Origin of the sequence: Nostoc sp. JL23 (assembly GCF_017115065.1) — a bacterium.
Classification (GTDB): domain Bacteria; phylum Cyanobacteriota; class Cyanobacteriia; order Cyanobacteriales; family Nostocaceae; genus Nostoc; species Nostoc punctiforme_A.
The window spans coordinates 23,175-41,270 of sequence record NZ_JABXKN010000038.1; the positions used below are offsets into that span (position 1 = coordinate 23,175).

Consider the following 18,096-nt stretch of genomic DNA (forward strand, 5'->3'; position numbering starts at 1 on the left):
ACGCTTAATGCGATTATTTAACTATTTATTGATAATGAGTTGCTCTTATTAACACTTCTGGCTCCTAATAACTAAATTATGAAGTTTTCTGTTATTTGATAATTATTCAGATCGATCTGGATGCTGAAACATTCTCCCATTTCCCCATCAAAGAGTTTCAACTGCACATAAATATCTTGAGTTCTTGCTTGTACTTGTTGAAGTATTTCCCTTCGATCGGAAAGTAAAACTAGCTTGATATTAGCAGGTAGGGAAGGTTGATTACAAGCTGGATGTAGCTGCACGCGAATCCTAAATTGTTGGTTAGCTTCTGGTATTAAGGCAACTAATAAAACAACTTTTTGAGCCTCTATTTCTATTCCCCAGTCAATCAGTTTGGCGCGTTTGATAGCGGTAGCATTTAACCCGGAAGAAGTGCGGAAATTAAAAGCTAGGCTACTGGAGTTTGGCTCAAAAAAAGTCTCTATAGCTTGCCAAGAAGCATCGTAAATCTCCTCCAGCCAACGACTGAGATTCACTTGTACTTGTGAAAATTGCGTAGGCGCAGCCTGTTGTAGAGATTGCAGCCTTTCTTGGTACAAACGCTGCCGCCACTGCTCATTCTCTAGTAGCACTCCCCAGGTTGTAAATGGCACTGCAAGTCTAGGAAATGTTACAGAGGGATTACCTAACCGTTGCACAAGATTTTCTGCTTGAACAGTCGATAATTCTGGTAGTGGAGCGATCGCAGCTTTCATCTCCTCTGTTCCACAAAATTGGTAGGTCATCCAAAAAGCATTAAGGTCTTTAATTAAGTGCCGTGCATCTATACAATAAGTCCTATCTACTTGGTCATAGTCTGCTAGTGATTTAAGTTTTTGATGGGTTATGTAGCCCCAAATTCTTAACCACTCGCCATCTGGTGTGACTTGCACTGCTAAATAATAGTCTGCTGCCCAACTAGGAATGTCTACCCATTCTTGAGGAACTTCTAACTCGCTATCATCAATTGCCTCACTAGGAATTAAAACGACTCGCTTTTCCTTTAACAAAATTGCTGTGCCATTGACAAATTCCCAAAAAGCAGGAATACCAGGGGAACTGTGCCAGATACTTGCTTCTGGAAGATATTCAGCTTTTACCCAATTCAAAAACCCATGAAGGCAAATTTGATTCATGTAAGCACGCCAGCGACTGCTAGGTGTGGCGTACATTTGGCTTTCTTGCCAAGAACTTGTCTGTAACGATGGTGATATTTCTAACAATAGTTCTTGCGGTTCTGTAAAAGCGGAAGTCATTTTTACTACCTCATCCTTCATAATCTCAGCGATATTCCCCATACTTAACTTTCAACCATTCTTCCAAAGCGGTACTCATATCATTAACTAGGTTGGAAGTTACAGAAATATTAAGCCTATCTTGACTCCATTGGATCAATGCTGAAAGCATTGATTCTCTGGCTTTGAGCAGTCGGCGAGAAACAGTAGGCTGACTAATTTGTAGGTGTTCTACAATCTGTGGCTGAGTTAACCCCTGTTGGTAGTAAAGTTTAAGTATTTCCTGAGTTTTTACCTCAAGAGTTTGTAATTTTTTTAACAAAACACCTTCAATCTGAGATTGTTGATTTTGTTGGTTTTGGGCATCCTCTTGGGCTATCATCTCTGCAATTAATGAGTCAGAGGATGGATCTGGCAAATCAAAAGTTGTTGTGGAGTCATCTTCTGATGTTGCTAAATTTAAAGAACTAACAGGTGGATACAGATAACCACGCACGTAGATAGCTGCCTGGGTTAGCCACTGTTCAATTTTCTCTCTCGTGGATTCTGGAGTAGGTTGAGTTAACTGATTTTGGCGATCGCGGTTGTAGAGGTTGACAATAGCTTCCCAAAGTTGAGGGTCTGGTTCTGGTAGTGACTTTGTGCCACCTGGTTGGTTTTGAACATACAGTTCTTTAAAACAAGTCCAGGCGAGTCGATATTGGGCAATTAGAATCGGTGATAATCCAGCTTGAGCAAGAGCTTCTAATAACTGCTTTTTGCTTACTTTGCGTAACAATGCCCAATTTGTGCAAATATCAGCTTCCTTGCGTTGGCGTAAAATATCTTTTAGCCGACTGGGGACTGCCATAGTAGCATAGGTTTTTAAGCTAGAGCATTTTTCTAGATTAAAATTTTTGAGAATTGTTTCAATTTCAGCATTTGCCATTTGAAAATAATCTGCGAGGCTATGTTGACTATTTGTAAACTTGGCAATTGTTTTTTTAGCAGCCCAATAATTTGGTTCCTGTAAATAAGCAGATAAATGCATTCTAGCAAGGCTATTAGATTGCTCTCGCCAGCACTTGTACCAATGTAACGCCCAAAAATTTTCTGAGTTAGGGACGAATGGTGAAGACTCCAAGCAATTTTGAATATTTCGATGCAGTTTGATATCAATCAACCATTTGCTGAATCTGTCTCCTTCCAACTCAACGAAGGTTGAGAACATCTCGATAATTTTTTGACGAGGACGCATAAGCAGTAACAATTTCAATTCATCCGAACTTAAGCAACTATCAAAGCCGCAGATACCTTTGTAGACAATTGCAAGATACCGATTTCCTAATTTACAATTCAATAGCGCACATATTTTATTCCTTGATGTTGTGTGAAGATAACTCTACTCATATTCTGTTGAATCTAGATAATTTAGTTATTTTAAAGTTAGATTGGCGTAAAAAGCGATTTTAAGCGTTGCATAAATGCGGCATAAATCGAGTCAACACTGGTTGAGATGGTCTAGCAAGATATTGTCTCTTAACTTTTTGAAAATTACCTTGCCAATTTCCGTGTGTCGAAAAGTGTTTATCGATTAGTGGTTGTACGTCTATACGCTCTATTTGAGTTAGAAGTATAGGTATATCATCGACTCCTTCGTTTGTAATTATGGGTTCAGTAGCCATCATTGCGAACATATACCTAATTGAGTCTTTTTGGGAATATGCCCTTCGGTATACTTTTGACTATCTACTTTTCTTAAATCCCTAAAAAATGGGCAAACCGGGAATAATTAAAGTTAATTGCTTATTTTTCCGCTTAAAGTATTTTAATTAAATCAACTTTTTTGATCTAACCGCAAGTGAGTTTAAATGTGAGAAAAATCAAACTACTGGCTTTGATATTAATTAGTTTGGCAATGGTGTTGTGGTTGAATTTGCGTTTTTCAACACCTTCAATACCTACTATTGCGGCTTCACCACCAAAAACTATCCGCTACTTAGAGCGCACTTTGCCCCAAAGCATCGCTCACATCGTGTTGATTCCAGCTAATAGCAAATTTTTGGTGACTCCTGCACTATCACAGAAGGTAGCCACTGTAGAGGAATTTGCCCAAAAGTATCAAGCCGTAGCTATTTTGAATGCAGGCTTTTTTGACCCAGCCAACCAAAAAACTACATCTTATGTTGTCCGACAAGGAAAGTTGATAGCCGATCCCAAGGAAAACGAGCGCCTGGTGAACAATCCCAACTTAAAATCTTATTTGGGTCAAATATTCAATCGCACAGAATTCCGTCGCTACTCATGTGGGCAAACTACCCGCTATTCCATTGCCTTACACAGTCAGTCACCACCAGCAGGTTGTCAGTTAGTTGATGCTATAGGTGCTGGTCCCCGCCTATTACCGGAACTCACCTTGGAAAAAGAGGGTTTTGTGGACAACGCTAATAAACGAGATGCCCTTGGCAGCAATCAACCCAATGCCAGAACTGCTGTAGGTATCACCCGTGATGGCAGCGTTACTTTAGTTATGGTGGCTCAAAAACCCTCAGCTTCGGCAAACTCTGGAATATCTTTGCCAGTATTAGCTGACTTGATGAAAACTCTTGGTGCCAATCAAGCGATGAATCTGGATGGTGGAAGTTCGTCTTCGCTTTATTACAACGGGAAAACCTTTTACGGAAAGGTTGATTTGGAGGGAAATTCTATCAAGCGTCCTGTGAAGTCGGTTTTGCTGGTTCAGGAAAAGTAGGGGTTGTGGGAATTGATCGGACACAGCGATCGGAAATTGCCATATCAAGAGTAATTCCTAGTTGAGCTATACCTACCTACTGGTAGATTTTTGCCATATCAGCAATTCCCGAATCCGAATTGAGTCACAATGGTAATAGGCAATCATTAAAGGTGCTGTTATGCTTCGTCTAACCCAAATTATTCGGAACTTGTTCCTTCGTATTGAAGGCTTATTTGGTGTTTTATTCCAAAGTATTTCTAATTTTTTCGGAAATTTATTTGGTTTTTTTGGCAAGCTTTTCGGATTCTCTCAGTCTGGTTATTTCTTGGAATCCGATGGGGCGCAAGACCTAAAACAAGCCTCAGCTAAACAGCCAATTGAAACGAATCGGGATAACATTGCTAAAATTCCTGCCACTAACCGCCGTCGTTCTAATGCCAAACTTGACGACTACTACCTAAACATGGCTCGTGATGTGAAAAAGAATTAACAAAAGCCATAAATTAGATTTTTATCTCAGAATTTTATCAATTACTGTTCTCTATGCTAGTGGTCTGTCCTATTAGTTATGATGGGTGAATGAGTTTGTAGTAAAGACTTTATTTAGTCCTGGATTTTTAAGTACTGAAGTGCTTAGTATAAACTCATTATATTTAATGGGACAAGCCACTAGGTAGTGTAAGGTTGCGAAAATCATCCAGCCATAATTAACAGATTTGTATGTGCGTAGGCATCACACCTTTAACAAAAATTTTGTCCAGTTGGAGGCTGGACAATAGCTAGGAATATTTTTGAGATTGAATATTTACTTGATTTTTAACTTACCAAATCAACTAAAGCGTTGCTTTGGAAGCGGACTATAGATGAAACTGAGCAACCGCGATAATTCTCAGAGGTAAATACTGATAGTGTAATATTAGCTTGACCTGGATCTAAAATGCGTTTTACCTTGCAGGTTTGCATTTTATTGTTGCAGTAAGCAATAATCCGATCGCCAGCCTTGACTTCCAACGCTTGAATTTTCAATTAATACCAACCTTGCCAGGAATTTGCTTTGTTAAAGGAAAAATATATTGCTATATCTGACTCGTTTGACAATAGCAATGTTCTTTTAGTGTAGCACAAAAATTAAGGATATTAATGCTATCAATTTAATCTTGGTAATGTCAAGTTTATTCATACTGCAAATACTAGTGCAAAAGGTAGGAGACAGAAATTTATCTGTAATTTATCTGTTGCTCTCAACCCTATCTAATTCCAAGCCACCAAATCGTTTGCCCAGTTTCTCGGTCGGAGTATTTGTTGAAATTCAGATGGAGGGAAACCTCTACTCTAAAGTAGTTGGAGCTAATTTTTTTTGATGACAGATTTTTCTCGCGATGTTTTTGTTACAATCATTGAAATTTTTACCTAAAAATACCACTATGGCTTTATACGCTGAATTACATAGACATCTAGGCGGCTCGGTCGTACCACGAGTTTTATGGCGATATTTCGAGCGACATTCTTCGGAGTTAATTTCCCGCTTTGCTGACTATTCAGATTTTGAAGATTTTTATACCCGCCCACGTAACACTCTAGATGAGTATCTAGAATTACACACCTTGGTAGAAAGCGTGCAAACTGTGGAGACTTTGCCTTACTTTATCTATCGCTTGGTGCGGGGTGCTTACATATTTGAAAATTTGGCTTACCTGGAACTGCGCTACACTCCTTATTTGCGGACACCTGAATATCTGAGTCAATCCGAAAGAATTGACAAGATGGCAGAAATTGTCCGAGTCGTAGGACTTGCCAGCCACCAGCCCGAATATCCGATTGTTACTAGCCAAATTCTCTGTATGCACACACGCCTACCTTATGAGGTGAACAAGGCGATTGTGGATTTGGCGGCGCAAAATAAACAGTATGTCTGTGCAGTAGATGTAGCAGGAGGTGATAGTTATTACGCCGATCGCTTAGAAGAATGGATTAGCTTATATGATTATGCGCGATCGCAGGGTGTTAACACCACGGGACATCTATATGAAACCACCGCTGGTTGTTATCCAGAACTGTTACCATATTTGATGCGGATTGGTCACGGCATTCAAATTCCCCTACTATATCCAGAGTTACTTAATGATGTGGCTAGACGCGGACAATGTTTGGAGGTTTGCCCAACAACTTACTTAAAAACTGGAACCTTGCAAGATATACGTCAACTCAAATTAGTTTTTGACCGTTGTCTTGATGCTGGAGTTGATATCGCTATCTGTACTGATAATGCTGGATTGCACAATGTGCGTCTACCGTTTGAGTATGAGAATCTCTTGACTTACAACATTATTAGTTTTGAACAACTACAAGCTTGTCAAGATGCAGCTTTCCGTCATGCTTTTGCTTGGCCTTACAGTCAACGTCCTGCATCACTGTTGAACGGTTTGCTCAAACCTGAACCACCGAAAATTTTGTCCATGAGAGATACTAATTAACGAATCGCCTAAAGATATTCATAAAGTAAGGTGATTTAATGTTAATTAATGTTGCAATTACTAATTTTTTCTGATGCGAGAGAAAAAGTTGTAATACACAATAGATATCCTGCAAAATTAATGTTTTATAAATTAAACCACAGATGCACACAGATAATTTATCAGTGTTTATTTGTGGTTATTTTGTTGCTGAGAAAGGATTCTTGCTATAAGTCGTATATAGCGTGCCCCCAGAAGCTATAAACTATAATTTATGGCATCTACTATTCAAGCTCTACCAACAGAAGTCGTATATCTCATTACAGCTGGTGAGGTAATCGACTCTTTAGCTTCTGTGGTGCGGGAATTGGTAGAAAATTCCCTAGACGCAGGTGCAACGCGAATTGTAATTTCTCTGTGGCCACAGCAATGGCGAATTCGTGTGGCAGATAATGGTTGTGGAATGAACCTAGATGATTTGCAACAAGCAGCCACAGCCCACAGCACTAGTAAAATTCGCTCTAGTGCCGATTTGTGGAAAATTAACAGTTTAGGGTTTCGTGGTGAGGCATTGCACAGTTTAACGACTCTGGCAGAGTTGGAAATTTTGAGTCGTCCTCTGGGGGGAAATTTAGGATGGCGGATAATTTATGGCGATGGTGGGAAAGTTGTACAAGTTGAAGCAACTGCGATCGCACCTGGTACAGTAGTTACAGTTTCTCATCTTTTTGGTAATTGCTCATCTCGTCGTCAGGGATTACCCACAACAGCACAGCAAGTGAAAGCTGTGCAAGCCACAATTCACCAAGTCGCCCTGTGTCATCCCCAAGTCACCTGGCAGATTTGGCAAAATGACCGTCAATGGTTCACCATCTCTCCGGCTAGAACAACTGGGCAACTCCTACCGCAGATTTTACCCCAAGTGCGACAAGGTGACTTGCAAGAAGTCAAACTCGAAATACCCAACCCTGCCAACTCTTGTACAGACGCGATGAATCGCGTCTCTCCTCACTCCTCACTCAATTTAGTGGTAGGATTACCCGATCGCTGTCATCGTCATCGTCCAGATTGGGTACGTGTAGCGATTAACGGCAGGATGGTGAAGACGCCGGAACTAGAGCAAACGATATTATCAGCATTTCATAGAACATTACCACGCGATCGCTATCCAATTTGTTTCTTACATCTTGCCATTTCCCCCGATCAAATTAACTGGAATCGCAATCCAGCAAAAACAGAAATTTATCTCAACGAAATCATTTATTGGCAAGAGCAAATTACCCAAGCTATTAACCAAGCACTCAGCATTTCTTCTAACAATCTCAAAGAAGCTGTCCATACAACACGAGTTAGTAAATTACTCAAAGCCGCAGAAGCTAAAGGTGGTTACAATTTCAATCCTCAAAATCCCAAACCTTGTACAGACGCGATTAATCGCGTCTCTCCTAACTCTTTAAAAGCTGTCGCTCAAGTTAGCAACACTTATATTGTGGCGGAACATTCAGGTGGGATGTGGTTAGTAGAACAGCACATTGCCCATGAGCGAGTTTTATATGAGCAATTATGCGATGATTGGCAACTTCTACCCGTCGAACCGCCAATAATTCTTTATCAATTATCGCCAGCGCAAGTATTGCAATTGCAACGTATCGGTTTAGAAATAGAACCTTTTGGCGAACAACTTTGGGCTGTCCGTAATATCCCCGCACCTTTGCAGCAGCGAGACGACTGTGCAGAAGCAATTTTAGAACTTAGTTGGGGAGGCGATTTACAAACAGCCCAAGTAGCTGTCGCCTGTCGCAGTGCGATTCGTAACGGTACACCGATGAATCAACAAGAAATGCAGACACTTTTAGATAATTGGCAACGCACTCGCAACCCTCGCACCTGTCCCCACGGACGGCCAATTTATTTATCTTTAGAAGAATCAGCTTTAGCCCGGTTTTTCCGGCGTAATTGGGTAATCGGTAAAAGTCATGGAATTTAATGTTTTCAGTAATGCCAAGACTAGACCTCTTGCATGTTGTCGTTTGCCAAATTATTTGTCACAAGCATGAGCTGCGGCGCTACAATGACTTTGTTTTTGAACAAGGACGATCGCGTGACCCAGTTTTCACAGTAGAAGAGGTGGAAGCAGTTATCAATAACCCTGAGTTTTTCAAGCGGGGACGCTACTACTTTGATGGAGTTTGGGGTCAGGCGGCGCGGGGTGCTGAGGGTCAACAGGTAATTCTACAAGTGCTTGCACCTCACTTAGAAGGGCTAAGTCTGGATGCCTTAGCTCAGCCTACAGGTATGAACAACGCCGATTTACAGGAAGCGCTGAATACTCTGAAGCGTCATGATGTCGTTGAGGAAACTCAGGGAAACTGGCGGATTATGGTAGAACTTTTTCGCCGTTGGGTTTTGCAGCAGTAGATTTTTGCAGTACCGGGCGAATAGAATTTGCGGCTACACAGGCAAAGTCCGCCTTCGCGGACTAATTTCGGAGTACGCATTTGTTATTTCGGAGTACGCATTTGCTATTTCGGAGTACGCATTTGCTATTTCGGGGTTCGCATTTGCTATTTCGGAGTTCGCATTTGCTATTTCGGAGTACGCATTTGCTATTTCAGCGATCGCATTTGCTATTTCGGGGTTCGCATTTGCTATTTCAGCGATCGCATTTGTTAATTCGGCGATCGCATTTACTATTTATTGAAGGCTTATCTTCTTAAACTGCGCGGGTCAAGCGCATCTCTCAGCCCATCACCGAGTAGGTTGAATGCCAGCACTGTGAGAATAATCAGCACAGCCGGCGGCCAGATTAACCAAGGTTGTAGTACCAAAATTGAAGCATTACTTGCCAGAGAAAGCATATTGCCCCAAGAGGGGTCTGGTTGTTGAATACCTAAGCCGATGAGACTCAGTATCGCCTCTGCACCAATAAAGCTGGGGATTGCAAGAGTCGCAGAGATAACTACATAACTAGCCGTTTGCGGTAAAACATGGCGGAGGATGATATAAAGTGGGTTTGCGCCCATTGCGCGTGCCGCTTGGACAAATTCTCGCTCTTTAAGTGATAATACCTGTCCCCGAATGACCCGTGCTAAACCAGCCCAGCTAATCACCGAAGTAATTACCACAATCAGCAAAAAGCGTTGGGTACTACTTAAACCCGCTGGTAAGACTGCGCCCAATGTCACCAAAAGATAAATACTAGGGAAAGTCATTAGCACTTCTGCCAAGCGCATAATCAGGCTATCAGTCACACCGCCGAAATAGCCAGAAATTCCTCCAATAAGTAAACCAAGGGGATAGGTAATGATAATGCCAAAAATCCCGATAAACATACTGATGCGACCGCCATGCAGTAGGCGACTAAATTGGTCGCGGCCTTGGTCATCAGTGCCCAAAATATTGACTTTTGCGCCAGTTGTTGTGCCAAATAAATGCCAATTTAAGGGGATACCAGGAAAGATTGTGACTTCATCCCACTTCGGCGGTAGTGGCAAACTCATCTGCAACAATCGGTATTCTGGCCCGGAGACAAATAGACGCAGAGGCGAAGGCTTTGTCGAGTCTACAATGAGTTGGCGATCGCCTGTATCTAAATTCGTATCTCCCTGAGTTGTCGGATAAACATAAGGCCCAATAAACTGCCCTGACTGAGAAACCCAGTGTATCTTCGTTGGTGGCAGCAATGAACCATTAGGCTGTGAAGCATAGGGGTCATAAGGAGCTACGAAATCAGCTGCAATTACTCCTATATAGAAAATTAACAGCAAAATTGCCCCAAAGCGTGCCAAAGGATTTTTCTTAAGTCGTCGCCACCAATCCATAGTATTTAGGAGTTATAAGTTAGGAGTTATGAGTTATTAAGTTTTTATCTTAATTCATAACTCATGATTAATAATTTTCAACTCCCAACTCCTGTACAGACAAGGATTAATCGCGTCTCCTAACTCCCAACTGCTAACTTCTCCAAATACCTCTGCTGTTCTTCCTGTTGTTTTTCATGTTCCACAACAAACACGTTTGAGTAGAGATTAGCGAGAATTTGTTTTCCCTGTTGTGTCAATGATAGGTAATGCAGTCCTTCTTGGATATAGGGATATACGCCATTCCAGTAAAACTTAGCGTAGTTATTGCGTAAATCGGCAGGGGTTTTATAGCCCAAAACTTTGTTTACACCAGTTTCTTCAAATTCGTAAAATAAAGAAGTAATTTTCTTCAAGTAACGCGGGTCGCTTAGTTGACCAATCAAATCAGCAGCACGGACTAATCCGGCAAAGCACTTTGTATCTTGATGATCTTCTGCCGCAGGTACGGGAAAACGAGTCAATTCAATATTGCTCTTGATTGCGTCAGCATCTATTAACTTGTGACCTCCAAAACGCTCATCAATAAAAAGCTTGGCTCTATCAACATGATACGGCGTCAAACTGGCATCAGAAGCGCCAGCAGCCACAGAAATCATTCTGCCATTTTTACCTGTGGCATATAAGTTTGCTGTTTCTCGGTCTTGCCGACAAACCCCTTTAACGTAGCCAATATCGTGACACACTAAGGAAATAATACAATGCAACCAGTCTTCACTCGAAACACCGCCTTCCCTGATATGTTTGCCACGTAAAATTTCTTGCCCCACTAGGGCGACTAGGACTGTGTGTTCAACATTGTGATAAAGGGCGTCGCTATTGGCAATGTTTTCCAAAGCCATATTACCTGCCCAGGCGATAATATCCTGATAATCATTTTTAAAGCAGCCATAAGTGCGACGGTAGCCGTCTCGAATTTCATTTACGAAGGCATCAATTAAAATTTCAGTGGCATTGAACATATCTGCTTACTCTGGTAAATACCAATTTTTTATTGATTTGATTGATTTCAAAATTCCATAATCAAGGCCACCCTTGCTGGAATTTAAGGCAATGGAGTTTGCTCCTTTGTAACTCACGTGTAGCTGTAGACGCTAGCTTTATCTATGCCTGGATACATGGCTTCCTGGCAACACCAAGGCTTTAGAGGAATGCTCGATTAGGTGTAAAAAATAATTTACTGGTGTACCAAGGTACATAAATACTTTCGATTCTAATTAGATAAATCTAGATGAGCCATATTAGTTTTTCATATCTAAGCATTGGTTGGCAGTGATCTAAATACAGATGGTGTGTGACATAGAGTAGCTCTCTGAGATGAGAGGATTTTTTGTATCATAATCTACATAAAATTTATGATCATTTATCCGGTCGTAATTTCTCTTAGTGACAAAGTTGTATTATATACTTTTGCAGATAAAAGACATTTACTATGAAATACGTCATAGTTGATATCGAAGTAAATAAGTTTCAAGTTTTTTTAAGAAAATACCAAGATTTGGTATGCATAGACAGAAAGTAGAGGTGTAACTGTGAGCGATGAAAGTCTTTCAGAAGTCGAGGTGAAAGAAGCTATAACCTCTGAAGATAGGAATTTTTTAAGCAAATCAGATCAAAAACTAACCAGGGTATGGTTGAAGCCATTATTCTTGGGTACTGGTTTAGGAATTGCGATCGCCTTGGTTGGGATGAGTGTATTAAATCGTTTTCCATCCCGTCAACAAAGCGTGGTAGCGGATAAAAAAGTTAACCCAGCGATGACAGTCACCATCGCCACAGTAGAAACCGCCCGTGTTGTCCGTACTCTTAAAACTACTGGGACTGTAGCCGCGAGTGATTTAATTCCGGTGCTACCGCAAACAAACGGCTTACAAATTAAAAGCATTCCCGCAAATATCAAAGAAGGAGCTTTTGTTAAACAAGGTCAAGTGTTGGCGGTGTTGGATGGTTCTATAGTGCAAAGCCAAATTAGCCAAGCAAAAGCAGATGTGGAATCGAAACAAGCAGATGTGGCATCCAAACAAGCCGATTTGGCATCCAAACAGGCAGATTTGGTATCAAATAAAGCAATAGTCCATCAAAGACAAGCCGATTTAGCTCAAGCTAAGGCCAAGCTAGAAGAAGCAGGCAAGAATTATCAGCGCTATCAACAACTCGCTGACTCTGGGACGATTAGCAAACAAGAACTTGATACTCGTTCCTACAATGTGAAAACTGCCATAGAAGTTGTGAACCTGTCTCAAGAAAATATACGTAGTGCCCAGGCTAATATCGGCAGTGCCCAAGCCAATATTAAGAACGCCCAAGCGATCATTAACAAAGCCAAAGCCGATGTCAAGAGCAGTGCTGCTAAAGTGCAACAACTGCAAACTCAGTTGGGACAAACTGTGGTACGTGCGCCGGTTTCGGGAGTAATTGCCGAAAAACTGGCTAGAGTCGGTGATGTCACTGGTGTACCGCCGCAAACCCAGGTGGGAACTGTGATTGGTGGCACACAAAAACTATTTTCGATTATCCGAGATGAAAAGTTAGAACTTCAGGCTAAGGTGCCCGAAACTCAACTAAATCAGGTGAAAATTGGCGCATCGGTGCAAATTACTTCTGATGTCGATCGGCGGGTGCGATCGCAAGGACGAGTCAGAGATATACAACCACAGCTGAACGATCAAAGACGGGAAGCGACAGTAAAAATTGACTTGCCGCCAACAACTTTACTTAAACCAGGAATGTTTGCTAGTGCTGCAATTACTACTGACTCAGGGATGAAAATGGTAGTGCCACAAAAAGCAGTGCAGTCCCAAGCTGACGCAAGTGTAATTGTATTCATCTTATCGGGTGAAAATACCGTCCGTAGCCAGAAAGTAGAGTTAGGAGATCCTGGTAATGGGGACACAGTAGAAATCAAGAGTGGGTTACAGTTAGGCGATCGCGTTGTCGTTGATGGTGCAGGCTATCTCAAAGATGGCGATCTAGTTCGAGTTGCAAATTGAAAGGAATGGGAATGGGAAAAAATAACTAATAACTAATGACAAATGACAAATGACAAATCCAAAATCTAAAAATTCCCAATGTCTTTTAATATCTCAGCCTGGTCGATTAAAAAACCTGTTCCCACAATAGTTTTATTTTTAATTTTGACAGTGGTGGGTTGGTTCTCCTTCATGTCCTTGGGGATTGATACTAACCCAAATATTGATGTACCAACGGTTTTGATCAAAGTTACCCAACCGGGCGCAGGCCCAGCAGAACTAGAATCCCAAGTGACGAAAAAAATTGAAGATGCTGTGGCGGGGTTGGGCAATATCGATTACATGATTTCCACCGTCAGCGATGGGAATTCCAAGACGACAATCAATTTTGTTTTGGGTACAGATAGCGATCGCGCCACCAATGATGTTAGAAATGCGATCGCTCAAATTCGCCAAGATTTACCCCAAGATATTAACGACCCGATTGTGGAACGCCTGGAATTTTCCGGCGGCCCGGTGATTACCTACGCAGTTAAATCAGATCGGCGTTCTGTAGAAGAATTAAGCAATATCGTAGACCAAACTATTAGCCGCGCCTTATTGGGAGTTCGTGGTGTAGCACAAATTCAGCGAGTGGGTGGCGTTGACCGAGAAATTCGCATTAATCTTAATCCAGATCGCCTACAATCTCTAGCGATCACCGCCACTCAGGTAAACGACCAAATCCGCGCTTTGAACATTAACTTACCTGGCGGACGTGCCGAAGTTGGTGGTAGCGAACAAAGTATCCGCACATTAGGAAGTGCCACCAGTGTGGATATTTTGAAAACTTATGAAATCCTTCTACCACAAGGTGGTTCCGTGCCCTTATCCAGTCTGGGAACCGTAGAAGATAAATTTGGTGACGTGCGCCAAGCCGCCAGTTTAAATAATCAACCCGTGGTAGCTTTCCAAGTTTTACGTAGTACTGGCAGCGTTCTGGTGACAGTAGAAGAAGGAGTGAAAGCAGCAGTCAAACAACTGGAAAAAACCCTTCCTCCAGATGTCAAGCTGGATTTAATTTTTACTAGAGCCGATATTGTCCGCCAATCCTACCAAAGCACCATTGATGAATTAATTCAAGCTTCGGTGCTGGCGATCATCGTGATTTTAGTGTTTTTGCGGGACTGGCGAGCAACATTGATTACCGCTGTTGCCTTACCCCTATCAATAATTCCCACCTTTGCGGTGCAGCAAGCCCTTGGTTACACCCTCAACAACATGACTTTGTTGGCATTAGCGCTGGCGGTGGGCAACTTGGTAGATGATGCCGTTGTGGAAATTGAAAACATGGAACGCCATATCGCTATGGGCAAGTCTGCTGTAGAAAACTTGGAGATGAAAAGCGTCAAGGCTTTCAACCTTATAGATCGCTTTTACAGTGGGCGTTACGCCATAGATTGACAACAATGGCGATCGCCTTAGCCTTTTTTATTGCCAGTCTGACGCTGGTTCCCTTAATTCCCAAAGGTTTCGTTGATGATGGTGATTTTGGAATTTCTAACGTATCTATAGAATTACCTCCTGGTTCCACACTGGAAGACGTTAACAAGGTAGTCATACAAACGACTGATATCATCCGCCAAAATCCAGTAGTTGAACGTGTACTAGCAACAGAAGAGATCAATTCTGCCAGCCTTGCGATTAATCTCAAACCCAGAGAGAAACGAAATATTTCCCAAAAACAGTTTGAGGAACAAGTGCGTCCTAACTTTGAACAAATACCAGGAGCTAGAATTAGTTTTCAAAGTCAGTCACCGGGTGATAGTAGCAAAGGCTTATCAATTGTCCTCAGAAGTGAAAATCCCGAAGCGTTGAATCAAGCTGCTGATGCCCTAGAAAAGCAGATGCGATCCATAGCTGGATTGGTAGAAGTGGCTTCGACTGCAAGTTTAGTCAAACCAGAGATTTTGGTAATTCCCAACCCGCAACGGGCAGCAGATTTGGGCGTAACAGTGCAAGCGATCGCTCGTACTGCTTCCCTTGCCACCATCGGCGATAATGAAGCCAATTTGGCAAAATTTAATTTAAGCGATCGCCAAATCCCCATTCGCGTGCAAATCGATCCGCAAGCACGTGCCGACATTAACACAATCACAAATCTGCAAGTTCCCAGTCAAAATGGTAGATTGGTTCCCCTCATCGCAGTGGCAGATATCCGCTTTGGTAGCGGCCCTGCTACCATCAACCGTTATGATCGCGCCCGTCAAGTAGCTGTAGAAGCGAATTTGCAAGGGCTTTCTTTAGGAGAGGCAGTCCAGACAATCAACCAACTACCTGTAATGCAAAACTTACCGCCAGGAGTAGTACAGCAACCATCAGGCAGTGCCAAAATTATGCAAGATATTTTCGGTCGCTTCGGCGGTGCATTAGGGCTGGCATTAATGTGTATCTATGCAATTCTGGTGCTGCTGTATAACAACTTTCTTCATCCATTATCGATTATGGCAGCCTTACCCTTTTGTTTAGGCGGCGCATTGGTAGCGTTGATGGTTGCTCAAAAACCCTTGGGAATATATGCCCTGATTGGCATCGTGTTGCTGTTGGGGATTGTCACCAAAAACTCGATTCTGTTAGTAGACTACACAATCATCAATATGCAAGAAGGCAAAACCCAACGTCAGGCACTCATTGAATCAGGTGTGTCACGTCTGCGCCCAATTTTAATGACTTCTTTCGCAACGATCGCCGGTATTCTGCCTTTAGCATTGGGAATTGGCGCCGGTTCTGAAGTTCGCCAACCGATGGGAATTGCCATCATGGGCGGTTTTACAACTTCCACTCTGTTGACACTGGTAGTAGTGCCAGTGATATTTAGCTACATTGACAACTTCCAAACTTGGATTATGGATACAATGCGCTATGGCTTTGGTAAGAAACCATCGCGTTAATAATAAAAATAATAAAGACGCGATAAATCGCCGTCTCTACAAAAGATTGATTGTAGAGACGGCGATTTATCGCGTCTTCTTAACCAAATCCCATTGCTTCTGCCTCTGTGCCTATTGTGCGATCGCATTTACCAGTGGGAATCATAACAAACAGATTCACCTGAGTAAATATCTAATGGCTTACCAAAACATTACCGCTTCCCTTTCCCCAGAAGATATCCAAGAAATTAAAGCAGCCTTTGCGACTATCCAAGCAAAGATGCCTTTTCTCGTAACCCTGAGCGTGGAAGAACGACGTAAGTTATTTAAGATGGGCGATAAAAGCCTAGCTTTTGTCAACACTAGCCTAACTGCTGCCCAGTCTAACCGAGACATTTTACCAGCTAGCTTTGATGTAGATGAGTTTGTGCGGGATTATCAATTAGCCGCAACCCTCACCGAACTGTTGATTAAACTGCAACAACTGACAGAACAGGTAGATGATACCCTAATGGCAGTCGGTAGCGAAGCAATGGGTAGCAGTTTGACTGTTTACGATTACGTGAAGACAGCTGCTAAGAAAACTCCAGGGTTAAAAACTATTGCCGAACAGTTAGGGGAACGGTTTAAAGCTATAAAAAGTAAACCTGCTAAAACTGCTTCTGGTTCATAAGCTGTAAACTTTGCCAGAGATAGGGGAAGAGTGAAAGGGGAAAAGTTAAAGATAGATGCAAATCCTTTTCTTTTCCCCTTTCTGTTTGCTCAACTGGTGAATGAGTCTTTAATACTCGCAGGAGAGTCTTTGATACTCGTCGGCGAGTCTTTAATACTCGCGGGAGAGTCTTTGATACTCGTGGATGAGTCTTTAATACTCGCGGGAGAGTCTTTGATACTCGTCGGCGAGTCTTTGATACTCGCGGGAGAGTCTTTAATACTCGTCGGCGAGTCTTTGATACTCGTGGGAGAGCCTTTAATACTCGTGGATGAGTCTTTAATACTCGCGGATGAGTCTTTGATACTCGTGAGCAAAGATTGATATCAAGTGTGTTCTCTTACTTTGCGTCCTTGGCGTTCTTGGCGGTTCGTTTCTTCATTCTCTTATTCCTATCTGAACGCACCATAATAGTAAATTTCAAAATTTGGGATGCTCCCACAAATACAAACCTAAAAACCTAAAGAAAATCTGACTTTCTCAATCAGGAATTAGGAATTGCAAGGTTGTTATTATACTTTTAGCCGCGTGTAATCTGCCGCCGTGCCCTGATTTATGCTCATAATTCCCCGCCACACTAACAAGCGATCGCTCTTTTTCCTTTTCTGGTTTACCCTACTCCTGACTCTCTTCCTCTCTCTACCTTGGGTAAACGCTGAAGAAAAACCTAAGCCAGAAGTATGGCAGATTAACGGTATCGTAGCAGCCCTAAAAGACCCAATACCCAAAGTCAGGGCTACAGCAACGCAAAACTTACAGGAATATCAGCTAGATAACCCTAAAACCCAGATCAAAAACTATGATGAGCTTGTAAAACAGTTTGCCAAACAGTTGCAGGATAAAGATTCAGCAGTCTCCCGTAAAGCAGCAGCAGAGGCACTAGGGCAGATGCAAGTCAAGGAACAAGCTCCACAAGTTGCTAAACTGCTCATAGATTCTGACTCTGGTGTCCGTAGTGCAGCAGCACAGGCACTAGGGCAGATGCAAGCCAAGGAACAAATTCCACAACTTGTCCTACTGCTCAAACAAGATCCTGACTCTAGTGTCCGTAAAGCAGCAGCAGAGGCACTAGGGCAGATGCAAGCCAATAGACTCATCCACAAATGGCAAATGCTCACGGGGACTGGGTTTGAGAAACTTGGGTACAATAGGCGATCACTAAAAGGAGCTACGAAAAAATAAGTATTTGAGAGCATTCAGAGGCAAAAAATTAAAATTAGGGTG

15 protein-coding genes and 1 pseudogene are annotated in these 18,096 nt (G+C 42.2%); 10 read left to right on the top strand and 6 right to left on the bottom strand.

What is annotated here, in order from left to right; all coding sequences use genetic code 11:
* Positions 1–71: 71 nt before the first annotated feature.
* From HWQ42_RS08010 to HWQ42_RS08020, 3 genes are all read right to left on the bottom strand, one after another.
* Positions 72–1,277 (bottom strand): DUF1822 family protein, encoded by a 1,206-nt coding sequence (locus HWQ42_RS08010; protein WP_292810830.1) that lies wholly within the window; start codon positions 1,275–1,277, stop codon positions 72–74.
* A gap of 25 nt (positions 1,278–1,302) precedes the next feature.
* Positions 1,303–2,493: a sigma-70 family RNA polymerase sigma factor gene (locus HWQ42_RS08015; protein WP_292810832.1), complete on the bottom strand. Its 1,191-nt coding sequence runs from the start codon at positions 2,491–2,493 to the stop codon at positions 1,303–1,305.
* Between the two features lie 211 nt (positions 2,494–2,704).
* Complete coding sequence (locus HWQ42_RS08020) at positions 2,705–2,923, bottom strand: hypothetical protein (protein ID WP_292810834.1); 219 nt, start codon at positions 2,921–2,923, stop codon at positions 2,705–2,707.
* Positions 2,924–3,108: 185 nt separating this feature from the next.
* Here HWQ42_RS08020 and HWQ42_RS08025 point away from each other — a divergent pair, with 185 nt between their 5' ends.
* Both HWQ42_RS08025 and HWQ42_RS08030 read left to right on the top strand, forming a co-directional pair.
* The gene (locus HWQ42_RS08025) at positions 3,109–3,987 is read left to right on the top strand and encodes a phosphodiester glycosidase family protein (protein WP_292810837.1); all 879 of its coding nucleotides are present in this window, start codon (positions 3,109–3,111) and stop codon (positions 3,985–3,987) included.
* Between the two features lie 160 nt (positions 3,988–4,147).
* Entirely contained in the window at positions 4,148–4,459 is a 312-nt protein-coding gene (locus HWQ42_RS08030) for a threonine dehydratase (protein ID WP_292810839.1), read from the top strand.
* A gap of 326 nt (positions 4,460–4,785) precedes the next feature.
* Here the strand turns inward: HWQ42_RS08030 and HWQ42_RS08035 are convergent, their stop codons facing one another.
* Positions 4,786–4,995 (bottom strand): hypothetical protein, encoded by a 210-nt coding sequence (locus tag HWQ42_RS08035; protein ID WP_094352741.1) that lies wholly within the window; start codon positions 4,993–4,995, stop codon positions 4,786–4,788.
* Positions 4,996–5,393: 398 nt separating this feature from the next.
* Between HWQ42_RS08035 and HWQ42_RS08040 the strand changes: the two genes are divergently transcribed.
* The 4 genes from HWQ42_RS08040 (at position 5,394) to HWQ42_RS08055 (ending at position 9,139) form a co-directional block, all read left to right on the top strand.
* Positions 5,394–6,443: an adenosine deaminase gene (locus HWQ42_RS08040; protein WP_292737073.1), complete on the top strand. Its 1,050-nt coding sequence runs from the start codon at positions 5,394–5,396 to the stop codon at positions 6,441–6,443.
* A gap of 253 nt (positions 6,444–6,696) precedes the next feature.
* The gene (gene mutL / locus HWQ42_RS08045; protein WP_292810841.1) at positions 6,697–8,409 is read left to right on the top strand and encodes a DNA mismatch repair endonuclease MutL; all 1,713 of its coding nucleotides are present in this window, start codon (positions 6,697–6,699) and stop codon (positions 8,407–8,409) included.
* Between the two features lie 11 nt (positions 8,410–8,420).
* Positions 8,421–8,840, top strand: coding sequence for a helix-turn-helix domain-containing protein (locus tag HWQ42_RS08050; protein ID WP_292810843.1), 420 nt, complete (start codon positions 8,421–8,423; stop codon positions 8,838–8,840).
* A 164-nt stretch (positions 8,841–9,004) separates the two neighbouring features.
* Positions 9,005–9,139 carry a hypothetical protein gene (locus HWQ42_RS08055; RefSeq protein ID WP_292810845.1) on the top strand — a complete coding sequence of 45 codons (135 nt, stop codon included), beginning with the start codon at positions 9,005–9,007 and terminating at the stop codon, positions 9,137–9,139.
* Here HWQ42_RS08055 and HWQ42_RS08060 read toward each other — a convergent pair.
* Positions 9,128–10,243 carry an ABC transporter permease gene (locus tag HWQ42_RS08060; protein ID WP_292728865.1) on the bottom strand — a complete coding sequence of 372 codons (1,116 nt, stop codon included), beginning with the start codon at positions 10,241–10,243 and terminating at the stop codon, positions 9,128–9,130. The two genes, HWQ42_RS08055 and HWQ42_RS08060, sit on opposite strands and share 12 nt — an antisense overlap.
* Before the next feature lie 119 nt (positions 10,244–10,362).
* Positions 10,363–11,244 carry an Npun_R2479 family HD domain-containing metalloprotein gene (locus HWQ42_RS08065; RefSeq protein WP_292728868.1) on the bottom strand — a complete coding sequence of 294 codons (882 nt, stop codon included), beginning with the start codon at positions 11,242–11,244 and terminating at the stop codon, positions 10,363–10,365.
* A gap of 570 nt (positions 11,245–11,814) precedes the next feature.
* On the opposite strand from HWQ42_RS08065, the gene HWQ42_RS08070 reads away from it, so the two are divergent.
* The 4 genes and pseudogenes from HWQ42_RS08070 to HWQ42_RS08085 all read left to right on the top strand — a co-directional run bounded on the left by HWQ42_RS08070 (position 11,815) and on the right by HWQ42_RS08085 (position 18,054).
* Positions 11,815–13,272, top strand: coding sequence for an efflux RND transporter periplasmic adaptor subunit (locus HWQ42_RS08070; RefSeq protein WP_292810847.1), 1,458 nt, complete (start codon positions 11,815–11,817; stop codon positions 13,270–13,272).
* A 78-nt stretch (positions 13,273–13,350) separates the two neighbouring features.
* Positions 13,351–16,181: pseudogene (locus HWQ42_RS08075) on the top strand (efflux RND transporter permease subunit).
* Between the two features lie 175 nt (positions 16,182–16,356).
* Positions 16,357–16,833 carry a hypothetical protein gene (locus HWQ42_RS08080; RefSeq protein WP_292810852.1) on the top strand — a complete coding sequence of 159 codons (477 nt, stop codon included), beginning with the start codon at positions 16,357–16,359 and terminating at the stop codon, positions 16,831–16,833.
* A gap of 594 nt (positions 16,834–17,427) precedes the next feature.
* Positions 17,428–18,054, top strand: coding sequence for a HEAT repeat domain-containing protein (locus HWQ42_RS08085; protein WP_292810849.1), 627 nt, complete (start codon positions 17,428–17,430; stop codon positions 18,052–18,054).
* Positions 18,055–18,096: the final 42 nt, after the last annotated feature.

What these genes read in the sequence shown, in the direction of transcription:
- HWQ42_RS08010 (WP_292810830.1), bottom strand. Translation starts at nt 1,277, where the DNA reads ATGACTTCCGCTTTTACAGAACCGCAAGAACTATTGTTAGAAATATCA.
- HWQ42_RS08015 (WP_292810832.1), bottom strand. Translation starts at nt 2,493, where the DNA reads ATGCGTCCTCGTCAAAAAATTATCGAGATGTTCTCAACCTTCGTTGAG.
- HWQ42_RS08020 (WP_292810834.1), bottom strand. Translation starts at nt 2,923, where the DNA reads ATGATGGCTACTGAACCCATAATTACAAACGAAGGAGTCGATGATATA.
- HWQ42_RS08030 (WP_292810839.1), top strand. Translation starts at nt 4,148, where the DNA reads ATGCTTCGTCTAACCCAAATTATTCGGAACTTGTTCCTTCGTATTGAA.
- HWQ42_RS08040 (WP_292737073.1), top strand. Translation starts at nt 5,394, where the DNA reads ATGGCTTTATACGCTGAATTACATAGACATCTAGGCGGCTCGGTCGTA.
- mutL (WP_292810841.1), top strand. Translation starts at nt 6,697, where the DNA reads ATGGCATCTACTATTCAAGCTCTACCAACAGAAGTCGTATATCTCATT.
- HWQ42_RS08050 (WP_292810843.1), top strand. Translation starts at nt 8,421, where the DNA reads ATGCCAAGACTAGACCTCTTGCATGTTGTCGTTTGCCAAATTATTTGT.
- HWQ42_RS08060 (WP_292728865.1), bottom strand. Translation starts at nt 10,243, where the DNA reads ATGGATTGGTGGCGACGACTTAAGAAAAATCCTTTGGCACGCTTTGGG.
- HWQ42_RS08065 (WP_292728868.1), bottom strand. Translation starts at nt 11,244, where the DNA reads ATGTTCAATGCCACTGAAATTTTAATTGATGCCTTCGTAAATGAAATT.
- HWQ42_RS08080 (WP_292810852.1), top strand. Translation starts at nt 16,357, where the DNA reads ATGGCTTACCAAAACATTACCGCTTCCCTTTCCCCAGAAGATATCCAA.
- HWQ42_RS08085 (WP_292810849.1), top strand. Translation starts at nt 17,428, where the DNA reads ATGCTCATAATTCCCCGCCACACTAACAAGCGATCGCTCTTTTTCCTT.